Origin of the sequence: Actinomadura sp. 7K507 (assembly GCF_004348425.1) — a bacterium.
Taxonomy (GTDB): Bacteria; Actinomycetota; Actinomycetes; order Streptosporangiales; family Streptosporangiaceae; genus Spirillospora.
In genome coordinates, this window is the sequence record NZ_SMKK01000246.1 from 1 (window position 1) to 13,556 (window position 13,556).

At 68.3% G+C, this 13,556-nt stretch carries 13 protein-coding genes; 6 read left to right on the forward strand and 7 right to left on the reverse strand.

Going from position 1 to position 13,556, the window contains the following annotated elements; all coding sequences use genetic code 11:
- From E1285_RS37085 to E1285_RS46005, 3 genes are all read right to left on the reverse strand, one after another.
- On the reverse strand, positions 1-881 hold an 881-nt coding region (locus tag E1285_RS37085), incomplete at its 3' end, for a DUF4097 family beta strand repeat-containing protein (protein ID WP_132159270.1).
- A 2-nt stretch (positions 882-883) separates the two neighbouring features.
- Positions 884-1,288: a WhiB family transcriptional regulator gene (locus E1285_RS37090; protein ID WP_132159271.1), complete on the reverse strand. Its 405-nt coding sequence runs from the start codon at positions 1,286-1,288 to the stop codon at positions 884-886.
- A 7-nt stretch (positions 1,289-1,295) separates the two neighbouring features.
- Complete coding sequence (locus tag E1285_RS46005) at positions 1,296-1,442, reverse strand: hypothetical protein (RefSeq protein WP_157419387.1); 147 nt, start codon at positions 1,440-1,442, stop codon at positions 1,296-1,298.
- A 117-nt stretch (positions 1,443-1,559) separates the two neighbouring features.
- Here E1285_RS46005 and E1285_RS37095 point away from each other — a divergent pair, with 117 nt between their 5' ends.
- The 3 genes from E1285_RS37095 (at position 1,560) to E1285_RS37105 (ending at position 3,830) form a co-directional block, all read left to right on the forward strand.
- Positions 1,560-1,931 carry a GntR family transcriptional regulator gene (locus E1285_RS37095; RefSeq protein ID WP_165966917.1) on the forward strand — a complete coding sequence of 124 codons (372 nt, stop codon included), beginning with the start codon at positions 1,560-1,562 and terminating at the stop codon, positions 1,929-1,931.
- Positions 1,932-2,592: 661 nt separating this feature from the next.
- Positions 2,593-3,282 carry a hypothetical protein gene (locus tag E1285_RS47855; protein WP_243723311.1) on the forward strand — a complete coding sequence of 230 codons (690 nt, stop codon included), beginning with the start codon at positions 2,593-2,595 and terminating at the stop codon, positions 3,280-3,282.
- Positions 3,279-3,830, forward strand: coding sequence for an isochorismatase family cysteine hydrolase (locus tag E1285_RS37105; RefSeq protein WP_132159274.1), 552 nt, complete (start codon positions 3,279-3,281; stop codon positions 3,828-3,830). The genes E1285_RS47855 and E1285_RS37105 overlap by 4 nt, the downstream gene beginning before the upstream one ends.
- A 48-nt stretch (positions 3,831-3,878) precedes the next feature.
- On the opposite strand, the gene E1285_RS37110 is transcribed toward E1285_RS37105, so the two are convergent.
- A complete protein-coding gene (locus E1285_RS37110) occupies positions 3,879-4,703 on the reverse strand; it encodes a hypothetical protein (protein WP_165966918.1) in 825 nt (274 codons plus the stop codon).
- Positions 4,704-5,617: 914 nt separating this feature from the next.
- Positions 5,618-7,183: an Nramp family divalent metal transporter gene (locus E1285_RS37115; RefSeq protein ID WP_165966919.1), complete on the reverse strand. Its 1,566-nt coding sequence runs from the start codon at positions 7,181-7,183 to the stop codon at positions 5,618-5,620.
- A gap of 368 nt (positions 7,184-7,551) precedes the next feature.
- Between E1285_RS37115 and E1285_RS37120 the strand changes: the two genes are divergently transcribed.
- Positions 7,552-7,932 (forward strand): hypothetical protein, encoded by a 381-nt coding sequence (locus E1285_RS37120; protein WP_132159276.1) that lies wholly within the window; start codon positions 7,552-7,554, stop codon positions 7,930-7,932.
- A gap of 248 nt (positions 7,933-8,180) precedes the next feature.
- On the opposite strand, the gene E1285_RS37125 is transcribed toward E1285_RS37120, so the two are convergent.
- A complete protein-coding gene (locus tag E1285_RS37125) occupies positions 8,181-8,678 on the reverse strand; it encodes a MarR family transcriptional regulator (protein WP_132159277.1) in 498 nt (165 codons plus the stop codon).
- A gap of 367 nt (positions 8,679-9,045) precedes the next feature.
- On the opposite strand from E1285_RS37125, the gene E1285_RS37130 reads away from it, so the two are divergent.
- On the forward strand, positions 9,046-10,611 hold the full coding sequence (locus E1285_RS37130) for a serine/threonine-protein kinase (RefSeq protein ID WP_132159278.1): 1,566 nt from the start codon (positions 9,046-9,048) through the stop codon (positions 10,609-10,611).
- Entirely contained in the window at positions 10,608-12,122 is a 1,515-nt protein-coding gene (locus E1285_RS37135) for a serine/threonine-protein kinase (RefSeq protein WP_132159279.1), read from the forward strand. The genes E1285_RS37130 and E1285_RS37135 overlap by 4 nt, the downstream gene beginning before the upstream one ends.
- A gap of 9 nt (positions 12,123-12,131) precedes the next feature.
- On the opposite strand, the gene E1285_RS37140 is transcribed toward E1285_RS37135, so the two are convergent.
- The coding region (locus tag E1285_RS37140; protein WP_207947099.1) for a PucR family transcriptional regulator at positions 12,132-13,556 on the reverse strand (1,425 nt) is incomplete at its 5' end.

Genomic DNA, 13,556 nt, shown 5'->3' on the forward strand with positions numbered 1-13,556 from the left:
GTGGTGGGGGTGATCACGCGGCCGACGCGGGAGGTCGCATCGACGGTCAGTCCCTCGGCCAGCGCCGTGCCGGTCGCGGTCACGGTGACGTCGCCGGACACCGACCGGGCGGTGATGGTGCCGCCCTCGGCGGCGCGCACCCGGACATCACCCGACACCGTCGCCACCTCGGCGCGGCCGGCGAAGTCGTTCACCGTGACGTCCCCGGACGTGGTCGAGGCGGTGACATCGTCGGCGCGGCCGAAGTAGAGGTCACCCGACACCGACGCGGCAGCCGCGGCGCCGTCCACCACCGCGGCGGACACGGCGCCGGAGGTGGTCTTGGCGCGCAGCGCACCGACACCACCGGCGGTCAGGTCACCGCTGGTCGAGGTGAAGTCGACCTCGGCGAACTCCCCCGCACACTCCAGGGACGCCGACCGGGTGGCCGCGGTCACCGACGTGCCATCGGGGACGCGCGCGGTGATCTCGACTCGGCCACCGGCCGCCGCCGTGGCGCCGGTGACCTCGACGCCGTTGACGGTGACGCGGCCACCGACTTGGACGACGTTCCCGCCGATCACGGTCACCCCGCCGGGGACGTCGCCGGACGACTGCACGACGGGCGCGCCGCGGGCGCCGATCACGGTCTGAGTGCCGTCAACGACGGTCACACCGGCGGGCGGGTTCACTCGGACGGTCAGGTTGCCGGTCGGCTCGTACCAGCGCAGGACGGCGTCACGGACGGCGTCGTGCACGGCCGGGTTGTCGCCGTGGGCGGTCACGGTGACCTCGGCCAGCGTGCGGGACGGGTCGGTGATGACGCGGATGTCACCGGCTGGCAGGTCGACCGACAGGGCCACCGGGCCGGGCCGCGGCGCGGTCAAGGTTCGGGTCGTCATGGTCAGGCCACCTCGTCCAGGTCAAGGCTGGCGAGCGCGTCGAGCTGGGCGACGGTCAGACCGGCCCACACCCCGTACTCGGGGCGGATCCGCATCGCCAGCTCGAAACACGCGGCACGCAGCGGGCAGGACTCGCAGACCTCGGCGGCCACCAGTTCGCGGGCCGCGCGCTCGTCCGGCGACTCGTCGCCGTCGGGGCCGGTGTGCAGATCGGGGTCAAACCGGCACTGCGCGCCGGTGATCGGCGTGCCGCGCAGGTCGACACCGGCCAGCGCAGCGAACGGCGAAAGGGAACGGGACATGGGCACCTCGTTGGGAGTGGCGGACGGGCGGTGGGCGTGACCCTCGGCGGCGTGCATGGTGGCCTGTGCGCCGAGGGCAAGCGTCTGCGAGCGGTTGGCGGTCATCACCGGATCAACCCAGCGATCCGGAGAACGTGGTGATCGCGTGAATCACCTGGTTGACCAGCGCCGCGGCCTTCTCCGGGTTGTTGATCGCGAAGATCGCAACCGCGATACCGGCCAACCACTGCGGGATGTTGCTGGACTTCTGCGGGAACATCTGGCGTACCTCCAGGGGAGCAACTGACTCAAGTCAGTTGTTCTGTATTGAGACGGTAAGGCAGCGCGGGAGCGCCGTCAAGGCTCCGTCTCAAGACAGATGGGTAGGGTGGTTCTCGTGGCGGACAGAGATGATGAGCGGCTACCGAGCCGCCGTGTCGCGCGTCTCCTGCGCGCCGAGATCGAGGAGGGGACTCGGTATCCACCGGGTCGCAAGCTGCCCTCGTATCGACAGCTCGCGGAGCGATACGACGTTGCGACCAACACCGCGGCGGCGGCTGTGCAGATCCTCGCCAAAGACGGTCTGGTGACGGTCCGTCCGGCCAGCGGCGCCTACGTGTGCGCATCCGGCGAGGCTGAACCCGACGTACGGGATGAACTTGCGAAGATTCGTGCTCAGCTCAACCGTTCGAGGTCGGAGCTGGACGATGCCGAGAAGGCGCTGACGCACCTGCTCGGCCGTATCCCCTCGGCGGAGTCGGACGGGTGATCGCTGTGTCATGTCATCGAGGTTCCGCCGTCAGGTCAGATGATCGGAAGTCCGAACAATAAGACCGAACAACCCGCTGACATTCGGCTGACACCGTCCCCCATCCCCCCGGGAGACCCCTACCGTGGCCACCGACGCAGTAGCAGAAGCGCGGAAAACACTCGGTCGAAAGCTTCGCGGCCTACGCGAAGCTTCGGGCTACACACAGCAAGAGCTTGCCCATCTACTTGGCTATTCTCGTCCGCGCGTCGCCGGCGCCGAACGCGGCGAAAGCTGCTCGGCTCTCTTCTGGCAAGGGTGCGACAAACTCCTTAAGACGGGTGGCATGCTCGCGTCCGGACATGAGGAAGTAGAGGGCATTCGACGCACGGAAGCGCGTGAAGCAGCAGAAGCGGAACGCATACGACGCGTCCCACTCTCCTCAAGTGCTCCGCAAGTCACGGAAGACAAGGCTGGCGAACTCGCCGGATTCGTCGCACGGTCCCACAAGTTCATAGCTGCATTTATAGGATCGTCCAGCGCCGAGCAAGTCACGAGTTCAGGTGAGTTTCAAGGGTCCGGCCCCTCACAGTGGATATCGTGCCAGTCAATCCCGTTCGCCCACTCGTCCGGACAGTGTGACCTACACATCTGGCCTTTTGGAGTAGCGATCTTCCATCTCGTGGAGGACCTCACGTTGCCCAATATCGCCAGCCTTGCACTGTGGAGGATGCGCAGCTACTCAGAAAATATGGCATGGGCAACTGCCAACCTGCGGCAGTTGACCGGCCATGAGGATGTGAGCGCGTCCTATGTTCTCAGCGCCTATTGGGTTACCGACCCAGAATGGCCCGAAGAGAACCTTGACGACGCCTTGCGCACAATATGCACGCCAAGGATTTTGTTGCAGCGCGAAGCGCAGTTTCTTGAGAGCGAAAGAGAACAGGCGGAGCAAGCAGAGCGCAGAATCCTAACCAACGGGCACGACGGGAGTGGAATCGAGCCGTTCGGACTTAGCGGTGTATCCATCGGACACGCTTCATGGTCAGGGGTTGTCTACCATCCTTTTTCCCCGGACCAAGCACTAGCCGAGAGCGATCTCGTTGCGTGCGAACTCGCAACCCAATCAATGTGGGCATACTGCGAGTACATCAACCGGCAGGTAGAATCCGGCCTCGATCCGGACTTGCCCGAGCCGCACGGGTGGCGGTTCTTGCGCGGCGCGAAGTCTCGTCTCGTTAATCCTCGACCGCAGGAGACAGGGCAACATCGGGCAATGAGGGATGCAATCGTAAAGACTAGTGGTTTGCTGGAGCACCTAGACCAAGCAATAGACATAGCGCGCCAATCGCAGAGTCAGGGGACCTCATGACTTCAAACAGGGCCGTACTGGCCGTAGTCGATGTACAGAACGGGTTTGTCCGTGACGAATCCCGCCATGTCATTCCCGTAATAGTCGACCTCGTAGAGCGCTGGCAAGCAGCGGGTGGCGATGTTGTGTTCACCCGATACTTCAACTACGAGAACAGCCCGTTCGAGCGCCTTATCAAGTGGACGCAGCTTCGCGACTCTCCGCAGACAGACATCGTTCCCGAACTCGCCCCACTCGCCGCGAAGGCAACAGCCGTCATCGACAAACACATGTACAGCCTGTTCGCGGACGAGAAGGGTCGCGCTCTGGTCAGCGAATGCGGTTGGACCGACATCTACGTGTGCGGCATAGCAACCGAGAGTTGCGTACTCAAAACAGTCGTAGACGCATTCGAGCTCGATCTGACCCCGTGGCTAATCGAAGACGCCTCCGCGAGCCACGCTGGCCAACACGTCCACGAGGCAGGGGTCCTTGTAACCCAGCGGTTCATTGGGATAGGACAAATCATCACCACCAGCGATATCTCTGGACTCCATCGGGCGCGATAAAGCGGCTTCCAACTGCCGGAAATCTTGACCGCACGGGAACGCTTGCACTCAGTCCGTCGACTTCAGGTGCATAGTGTGAGGCGGGACTCGACTACCTGCAAACTGTTCAATCGCTTTCTTCAAGACCGCATTGTCAGACGGTCCGGTCCATGTAACCGCTCCCACGAGGCCCTTGCTGGTTTCAAGCTTTATAGAGCCATCTTCGTTAACCACTCCACTTATAGGAAGAGTATCGTTGCTGACGATCAATACTGGCATCATCGAGTTAATACTGTATCTCTGAACTCGCATGAACCAAGAATGAGTAATGCGTGCACGACTCGAAAGATATTTCAACTGAATTCCCAGCAGCTTGTTATCTTCTGTACGTATTATCGCATCCACGCCTCCATCCGTGACCTGCTCTTCGATATTTGCCTGCGGAAACATTAGTTGCATGTTCGCGAGTGCGAATTGCGAATACACCTTGCCGTAGACAGGTGCAGCCCTGGGGTCGGACAAAATTCCGGGGTCATACTGGGCTAGAACGTCCAAAGCGCGCTCCGCTACCTCCGGTGACTCATCAGCCAAGTCTTCGAGCGCCTCACCCCGCAGTTGCGCCAACCTAAATTCGTTATCTCCGATACGGAATCCGCGAACTGGCGCCGCAGTAACTGCCATAATAAGAAAAACCCCTCCAAGAAGGAGGAGCGCAACGCTGCCAGCTTGGTTCTTGCTTATAAAAGTCGCTACGGCCCCTCCTCCAGCAAGGACGAACCCAAGCAAGCCCGCCAGCCATCTAGACCAAGCCTTAAGGGGCTCCGCAATCTGGTCGCCTCCTAGCGGCTCCGCAGCCTCTCCTGCCTGGCCATCTGGTGAATCTGACGTTGGCATGCTCTCAGTCTCCTTCAGCTTTGCTGACACTCTGGTCTGGGCAGCACGCCACTCACCCAGTTGTGCTGCGTCTCCGGACCCTCGGGCGTGGGGATTGCTGCTCACCCATCGTCCCGTGGGTTGCCCCCGCCGCACAATCCGCAGAATCCGCAGAATCCTATCCAATGCTGGACAGCGGCGTACCTCCCTCGGTGGGAGGTACCGCGCAATGTCGCAGAAATCCGCGCAATCCTTTGACCTGGGCAAACGCTTCCGTGCTAGGGAGCTGACAAGGGTTCTGCGGCGGGAGTCCCTTGGTCCGCGGACGCCCCCTGACCTGGGCAGCGAGGGCCGCGCCGGTGGAGAGGTGGGTTTCTGCGGATTCCGCGGATTATGCGGCGTGGTGGCCCAGTCCGGCGGGTGCGCGACCCAAGTGCGGCGTCCCGTGGAGGCGAGGCGAACCCGCGGTGGGGATCTCATGGGGCGCATCGGGCAAGGCTGTGAGTACGTCGGTCGCTGGTGTTCGCGGTGTACCGCGATACGTGGGCAGGGCGACAAAGCGATCTCGTTAGAAGCGGTCTGAGAGCTTGGTCATCCCCCAATGTGTCCCCACGGGCGACCTCAACGGGTGGCCGGACCGGGGTTTATGCAGGTAGTTGGCGTAGTCCCATGGTGATGCTCGCCTGTCTCCTAAAGCGGGTGTCGCAGGTTCGAATCCTGCCGGAGGCGCATTCCGAAGCGCGCTGACCGGCCGGGGCACCGGACGCCGGTCGGCGCGTTCGTCGTTTCGGGTGATCTTCGCCCCGGCTCTGGCGGCGCAGTGCCGGGGGCCACCGGCCTGCCCCGGTACCAGCGTGGACGCTTGATCAGCGGTGTTCCCGGCCGGTTCCCCGGTCACGGTGGTGCGCGGCGCCGGGGAGAGCGGGCGGCGGCGGTCAGAAGGTCACCAGTGGGTCGCCGATGAAGTCGGCGATGAAGTTGACGAAGAAGAATCCGAAGAACAGGAAGTTCAGCATCAGGATGACGTAGTGCCACGGGCGGGGGCGGGCCGGGCGCGGGAGCCTGCTGTTGAGGTAGATGAGCATGAACGGGAAGATCAGCGCCCCCAGGTTGGACATGTTCGCCGACCACTGCACCAGGCTGACCGGCAGGGCCAGGTGCAGGATGACTCCGATGACCACCAGCAGCAGGAGCATGAACGGGTAGTAGAAGCGCCGCGGGTCGCCCTCCAGCAGCGTGCGGAGCCTGGGGCTGGTGGCGTGCGCCGCGTCGGTGGTCACGCGCACCATCGCCTCGAAGATGCCGAGCTGGGTGGTGAACAGCACCAGCACGCCCAGGATCAGCGCGATGTAGAACAGCGGGCGGCCGTACTCGGCGTCCAGCGCGCCGGCCACGAAGGTCGGTACGTTCCCCTGCGTGACCTCCTGGCCGGAGATCTCGACCGCGTGGGCCATCAGGATGGTCGGCAGCAGCATGCCGATGATCGCGCCGGCGAAGAAGATGGCCCACATGTCGGTGAGCAGCAGGCGGTACCAGCGCTTCCACAGGCCCTGGTTCTTCTCGTCGTCGGGGAAGGTCACGCCGCTGGGCAGCACCTCGACGCGCCGGCCCCGCAGTCCCGCGATGTACCCGGCCCGGTGGCCCATCCCGTAGCCCTTGTCCCGGTAGTGGCCCATCACGTACCAGTTCAGCCCGGACGCCAGCGCGGTGAACCCGGCCAGCCCGCCGAGCTGGGTGGCGGTGATGCCCTCCGGCGGCGCCGCGGGGGTGACGAAGCCGGTGATGCCGTCCCACCAGATGCCGAACGGGACCAGGAAGACGCACAGCAACAGCAGCGTGATCAGGATCGTGCCGATGAGCACCCAGTTGACCAGCTCCAGGGTCCGGGAGACCCGGCGGGCCACGGCGGCCATCAGGAACACCACCACCAGCAGCGCGATCGCCCAGATCCGCGGTTCCTCGGCGCCTTCGGGCGGGATCTCGGCGTGGACGAGGGCGTACAGCCCCTCCCCCGCGGAGGCGGCCCAGCCGCCGGCGATGAACGCGAAGAGGATGATGAACACCGATACTGGCACCCACAGGAACCAGCCGGGCGGGACGCGGCCCCAGCCCACCACCGGCACCTCTCCGGTCGCGACGACGTACCGCGAGCACTCGATGTTGTAGAGCGTCTGCAGCACCGCGGAGACGAGGATGATCCAGCCGACGCCCTCGAAGCCGAACTGGCCGACCGCCTGCGGGCCCAGCAGCCACTCGCCGCTGCCGATGGAGATGCCGAGCGCGATCAGGCTCGGGCCGAGCGCGTACTTGACCAGCTCCTTGGGGCCGATCCGGCGGACGCCGAAGACCTCCTCCGGGGTGGGCAGATCGGTGACCGGCAGGTCGGGGCGGCTCACCCCGAGCTTGTAGTCTCCGGTCACGGTGGCTTTCGCCGGCCGGTCCTCGGGTGCCCCGCCGGGGTCTTCGGGGTCTCTGCCAGTCGGGTCGGGTGTCTCGCTCATGGGACGCCTCGCAGTGGAACGGGCCCCCGACTTGTTCGGCTGCCCGCATAATCCGCCGCGAAGGCGCCCTCGGCAAGAGCCCGCAAGCGCCGAATGCGGCCACCTCCAGCAGTCACCTCCCTCAGGTCACCCCGCCCCTGGGACATCTCGCCGAGGGCGGCGGGACGCGGTACAGTAATCATGTTTATATTAACGATGTAGAGTGTCCTTGCCTGCGGGTGCTTGAGGAACGACGCGGCCGGCTCCCCTGGCGATGGCGTCCTGGCAGCGAACGGCTCCGACACGGGAGCCGCGGACACAGGAGGTTCGATGACCACTGAGACGATCGAACAACCGGCAGCCACCGCGGCGCGGAAGAAGGGGATCCGATGAGCGCGCGAGTCCTGCGAACCGCCATCGGCACGCTGACGGTGGGCGCTCTCCTGGTCGCCGCCCTCGGCTTCGTGGTCCAGATGATCGCTGGAGTGACGGACACCCCGACGATCCCGCCGGGCCTGGTCGCCATCTTGCTGGCGGCCGGACTGATCGCCTTCGTGCCGGGCCGGGCCGTACCGCTCGCCGCTCCGGCCGCCGGGCTGCTCAACCTGATCGTGTTCGCCTTCAAGGCCGCGGACAGGCTGGTCGAACCGAACCCCGCGAGCGGCCTCATCGGTGCGTGGGCCATGGCTCTGGCACTGATCGTCGCCACCGTCGGCGGGACGATCGCCACCCTGCGGAACTACCGGACGCGGTCGATGGCCGACGCGTGAACCGGTCGGCCGGTGAGCCGGGGTTCGGAGACAGTGCCGCGGCGCCGTCTCCGAACCCGGCTGGCCGCATGCTGATCGCGCTCGCTAGAAGCCCGCTGGACGATTCTGTTCGAGCCGGATTCCACTGGTCGTTGAGCCTCGGGGGAGAGGCTTCGGGACGTCCGGAGGAAGCGCGCCGGGATCCGGCGCAACTGCGAGATGTACACCCGGTAACGGGCGCAAGGGGGCTCGGTTGCGCGCCCGCGGTGTCAGCGTGCGGGGAGGGAGTCCGGCGCCGGAGTCGCGGCAAGCGCTCTGGCGTGGTCGAGCAAGGTCACCAGGCTCCTCCTCAGCTCCAGGGCCTCGGGGCTGTCCATGCCCCCGAGAGGTCGCATGTGGCGCTCCTCCAGATCGCGCACCATGCCGACCGCGGCCGCGACGGTCTCGGCTCCCTTCTGCGTGAGCGACATCTGGACGGCGCGGGGATCCGCAGGGTTGTGCCGGCGTTCGAGCATGCCGGCCGCTTCGAGCGTGCGGGCGAGCCTGGAGACGTACATGGGCTCCAGGCCGCTGAAGTCGGCGAGCTGCCGCTGGCTCGGCTTGGCGCCACCGCGTTCCATGCTGTAGAGCGAGGCCACCACCGCGTACTGGGCGTGTGTCAGCCCCAACGGCGAGAGCGCTCGGTCCATGGCGACCCGCCAGCGCAGCGACAGGTGCCAGAGCAGGTAGCCCGAGGGGGGTGGCGGGACGTCAGCTTGCTCGACCATGGCGAAAGGATACATGTTTAGCATTTGGCCGCACCGAACCGGCTCGGCGACTCACGTCGACGCCGGGCTCGAACCGCTGTCGGCCGGATCCAGCGCTCCTCGACCACGCGGCGGGCGCGCAATCCCGCCGACCTCATCGCACGGCTGCGCGGCACGCCGCTGTGCATCTCCGTCGGAAACGGCCGCCCCGGGCCACTGGATCCCCCGGCCAGGAGAACGATCCGTACTAGGTCCGGCGACACGGCAATCCTGACCTGGCGGGCTGTCCCCGCGCACGGGGAACGTCGTTCGACTTGCCCGCTGGGACGGGGTCGTGTTCGATCATTGCCGGGATCGAGGCGAATGCGATGGAAGGACCGAACGTCAGGTGTCAGGGCATGTGCTCGCCGGCCGGTACCGGCTGGAGGGGCGGATCGGCAGTGGCGGGATGGGCACCGTCTGGTCCGCCGTGGACGAGACGCTGCGCCGCACCGTGGCGGTCAAGGAGATCGTCTTCCCGGACGTGCTCACCCCGGAGGAGCGCCGGGTCGCGGCGGGCCGGGCGCAGCGGGAGGCGCGGGCGGCCGCGCTGATCGACCATCCCGGCGTCATCACCGTGCACGACGTGGTGATCGAGGACGAACGGCCGTGGATCGTCATAGAGCTGGTGAGCGGCGCGTCCCTCGACCAGGTGATCCGGCGGGACGGCCCGCGTCCGCCGCCGGTGGCCGCCCAGATCGGGCTGGAGGTCCTGGACGCGCTGGAGGCCGCGCACGCCAAGGGCATCGTGCACCGGGACGTCAAGCCCAGCAACGTGCTGCTCGCCGACGACGGCCGGGTCGTGCTGACCGATTTCGGCATAGCGAGTATGGAGGCGGACCCCGCCCTCACCCGCACCGGGACGTTCGTCGGTTCTCCCGGATACATCGCCCCGGAGCGGCTGCGGGAGCAACCGGGCGGCCCCGAGTCCGACCTGTGGTCGCTCGCCGCCACCCTCTATACGGCGGTCGAGGGAAGGCCGCCGTTCGAACGGGACAGTGCGATGGCGGCGCTGGGGGCCGTTCTGGCCGATGAGCCGGCGCCGCCGCGACAGGCCGGGTCCCTTTCACCGCTGCTGTGGTACCTGCTGCGGAAGGAGCCGTCCGCTCGGCCGGATGCCGGGGAGGTGCGGCGGGTTCTGCGGAATGTGGCGGCTGGGAGGCCGTCCGGGCTGCCCGGTGCGGGCTTCGCTCCGCGGGCCGCTCCTCCGAGGGCCGCTCCTCCGAGGAAAGGGCCTCGGCGGATATGGATTCCCATCGCGGCAAGTGTCGCTGTGGTGGCGATCGGCGGCATGGTCGCCGGTGCCGTGGCCATCAGCGCCTCCGATGGAGAGGACGGGAGCCGGGCGACCGCTGACTCGGCGCCGGCGAGTCCGGCCGCGCCGCGGGCGACGCCGTCCCCTGGTGCGTCCGCCAGTACGTCCGCCCAGCTCGATCTGTGCGGTCTGCTCACCCGGAAGCAGGTGAGCCGACTGTTCCCGCAGGGAAAGCCCCAGGTCGAGGAGGACGAGAAGTCGTGCGGATGGGCCGCGTCCAAACACGGATTCATGATCAGCGACCTCCACCGCAGCACCGGCGCCCCGCCCCCGCAGTCGCCCGCCGAGGCGCACAACAAATACGTGAGCACCAAGAACGCGGCCACGGCGGGGGTCCATTACTGGGGATGGCCCGAGATCGACGTCGACCATGTGAAGGCGCGGGAAACCGGGGCGCGCACCGTCGCCGGGATAGGCGACGAAGCCTTCACCTACACTTCCGCGGGTTTGTCGAAGAGCATGGACATATCCGGTGTCGTGTTTCGGGTGAACAACACGGTGTTGGAAATCGAGCACATGTACGAGCGCGGCACCGCGTCCCCGGGTGAGGCCCGCGAGGCGGCACGCTGGATCGCGCGAGCGGTGGCGGCGAGGTCATGACCGCGCCGCCCCGGACGCTCGCCGGCCGCTACCGGCTCGTCCAGCGGCTCGGCGCGGGCGGCATGGGCGTGGTCTGGCGCGCCCGCGACGACCTGCTCGGCCGGGACGTGGCGGTCAAGGAACTCCTGCTCCCCGGCCATCTGAGCGCCGAACAGCGCGACCAGGCGGCCCAGCGCGCCCTGCGGGAGGCCAGGGCGGCCGCCCTCCTCCAGCACACGTCGATCGTCACCGTGCACGACGTCGTCGTCGACGAGGGCCGGCCGTGCATCGTCATGGACCTGCTCCCCGGCCGTTCCCTGGACGCGGTGCTCGACGACGACGGCCCCCTGCCGCCCGACCGGGTGGCGCGCATCGGCCTGGAGATCCTGGACGCCCTCCGCGCCGCCCACGCCCACGGGATCCTGCACCGGGACGTCAAGCCCGCCAACATCTTCCTCCGCGAGGACGGGCGCGCAGTCCTCACCGATTTCGGCATCGCCGCGCTGGACGGAGAGGCCACGCTCACGCGGGAAGGCTCGCTGATCGGGTCCCCGGCCTACATGGCGCCCGAACGCGTGCGCCACGACCACAGCGGACCCGCCTCCGACCTCTGGTCCCTGGGCGCGACGCTCTACGCCCTGACGGAGAGCCGTCCGCCGTTCGCCCGCGGCACCGTGATGGGCACGCTCGGAGCGGTCCTGGCCGACGAGCCGGACCCGCCCCGCGCAGCGGGACCGCTCGGCCCGCTGCTGGCGCGGCTGCTGGTCAAGGACCCGGCGGCTCGCCTCAGCACGGAAGCGGCCGAGGCGTACCTGCGTGCCCTGGTGACGGGCGAGCGCACCGTCCCCGCTCTCGAAGCTCTGCCGCCGTCGCCGCACCCCGCCCATGCCGGACCTCCCACCGCGCCCGCCCGGCCGCCGAGAAGCGGCGCTGCCTGGATCGTCGCGGCCCTCGCCGTCGTCGTGGCGACCGTGGTGGTCATCGTGACCGTCGTGGTCATCGCCCTCCGCGATCCGGGCGATACGGCCGATCCGGCACCGCCGCCGCAGGCGTCGCGGTCGGCGCCGCCGTCGTCCGGCGCTCCCGAGCCGGCCCGTTTCGCGGCCGCGCCCTCACCGTGCGGTCTCATCAGCGCCGAGCAGGCGGGCAGACTGGTACGCACCTTCCACAATCACGGCGACGAGACCCCGGACTCGGCCACGGGACAGCCGAGCAAGTACTGCGTCTGGCAGACCTCCGCGACCGCGGACGGGGACGAGCGGCTCAGGCTCACACTCCGCACGACGGCGGGCACGGCCGCGGCCCGCCGCCTGCTCGCGGAGGAGAGGGCCGGCGCCACCGAGCGGGTGACGCCGCTCCCCGACCTGGGCGAGGCCGCCTTCACCACACCCGGGCCGGACGGCGATTCCGTGATCCACTTCCGCGTCGGCAACCTGGTCGCCGAGATCCGGTACCGCACCGGACGGGACCGGCGGGACGAACTGGCCCGCCAGGCGGCGCGATGGGCCCGCTCCTCCCTCGAACGCTCCTGAACCGGAAGGTCATGCCGTCTTCCTGGTCGTGCGGGTGCCGTTGGTGCGGGTGCCGGTCGTGCGGGTGCCGGCCCGGTCGTCGTGGGGCTCGTCCGGCAGCAGCCGCCAGGCGTGCAGCGCCATGAGGTAGTCCAGCGCGTATGCGGGGTTGTACAGATCCGGGCCCAGCAGGTCGTTGAGCTGGCGGATGCGGTTGCGGACCGTCTGCGGGTGGGTTCGGAGGCGGGCGGCTGTGCTGTTGCCGTTGAAGCCGCACTCGAAGTAGGCGAGCAGCGTGCCGGCCAGCCGCGACCGCTGGGAGGGGCGCAGCCGCCGGAGCGGTGCGAGTTTCCGGTCGGCGAGGCTGCGGGCCAGTTCGGGGTTCTGGAGGAGCAGCAGTGTCGGGATGTGCTCGCTCAGGTGCACCGGAGTCCGCGTGCGCAGCGTCGCGGGCGGGAGCAGTTCCAGGCACCGGCGGGCCAGCCGCAGCGACAGCGCGGTGCGGGTGACCTCGACCGTTGGGCCGATGACGGACGGATGGTCGCCGAGCATCGTCTGCAGCACCGCGCGCCGGCCGGGCCCGGCCGGGTCGGGGAAGATCAGGCACGGGGCGTCCAGGTGCAGCCCGCTGAGCACGTCGGCGGGCAGGAACCTGGGTGACGCGGTTTGCTGGCGGCGGTCCACGGCGATCGCCGCGACCGTCTGCGGCAGCGGCCAGTTCGCGTGTGCGGCGGCGTCCTTGAGCCTGTGCGGCTCGGGACACGGGCGCAGCAGCAACTCGACGATGCGGCGGCGTTCTGGTCCGGCCTGGCCGGCGTCCCGCTCCTCCGCTGCGAGGCATCCGGCCTCGGCCTCCTGCTGGAGGCGGTCGGTGTAGGCCAGGCCGAGCTGGACGAGTGTCCCGCCGCGCTGGGGGGTCAGTCCGGTGCGGTGCCGGACGGTCTCTTCGGCGAGGCGTCCGGCGATGGCGCCGGTCGCGGCCGACAGCGCCGCCCGCAGGTCCTCGGGGCTGCGCCCGTCGTCCGCCTCGGTCTCGCCCAGCGACCGGAAGAGGCCGAGGACCCGCGGCGGCGGCTCGTCGGGCGGGCCCGCCGGGTTCAGGAAGGCGTCGATCGAGGCGGTGATGGCCTCGCACAGCAGATCACGGTCGTTCGGCCGCCGGTCCCATGAGTAGGCGAGGACCTGGGCACGCGCGGTCTCCGCCGCTTCCGCCGCGATCTCCGGGATCAGCCACCGCAGCCGCCGCACCGTCTCCGCGTCGATGGGGCGAACGGGCAGGGCCCGGTCCGTGCTCCCTGGCGGGGCGTGGGTGTCGGGGAGGTGTGCGCGAGCGGTGCCGTGGCCGCGCCCAGGAGAAGGGCGAGGGCCTGGTAGTGCATCGGCAGGGGGGTCGGACGGCATGGTGGGGCCTTCCGTGCCGCCCGCGACCCGGCCGGTCGGCGCGCAGGGCCGGGC

What these genes read in the sequence shown, in the direction of transcription:
- E1285_RS37115 (WP_165966919.1), bottom strand. Translation starts at nt 7,183, where the DNA reads ATGAGCGAGACACCCGACCCGACTGGCAGAGACCCCGAAGACCCCGGC.
- E1285_RS46005 (WP_157419387.1), bottom strand. Translation starts at nt 1,442, where the DNA reads ATGTTCCCGCAGAAGTCCAGCAACATCCCGCAGTGGTTGGCCGGTATC.
- E1285_RS37135 (WP_132159279.1), top strand. Translation starts at nt 10,608, where the DNA reads ATGACCGCGCCGCCCCGGACGCTCGCCGGCCGCTACCGGCTCGTCCAG.
- E1285_RS37120 (WP_132159276.1), top strand. Translation starts at nt 7,552, where the DNA reads ATGAGCGCGCGAGTCCTGCGAACCGCCATCGGCACGCTGACGGTGGGC.
- E1285_RS37090 (WP_132159271.1), bottom strand. Translation starts at nt 1,288, where the DNA reads ATGACCGCCAACCGCTCGCAGACGCTTGCCCTCGGCGCACAGGCCACC.
- E1285_RS37125 (WP_132159277.1), bottom strand. Translation starts at nt 8,678, where the DNA reads ATGGTCGAGCAAGCTGACGTCCCGCCACCCCCCTCGGGCTACCTGCTC.
- E1285_RS37110 (WP_165966918.1), bottom strand. Translation starts at nt 4,703, where the DNA reads ATGCCAACGTCAGATTCACCAGATGGCCAGGCAGGAGAGGCTGCGGAG.
- E1285_RS37105 (WP_132159274.1), top strand. Translation starts at nt 3,279, where the DNA reads ATGACTTCAAACAGGGCCGTACTGGCCGTAGTCGATGTACAGAACGGG.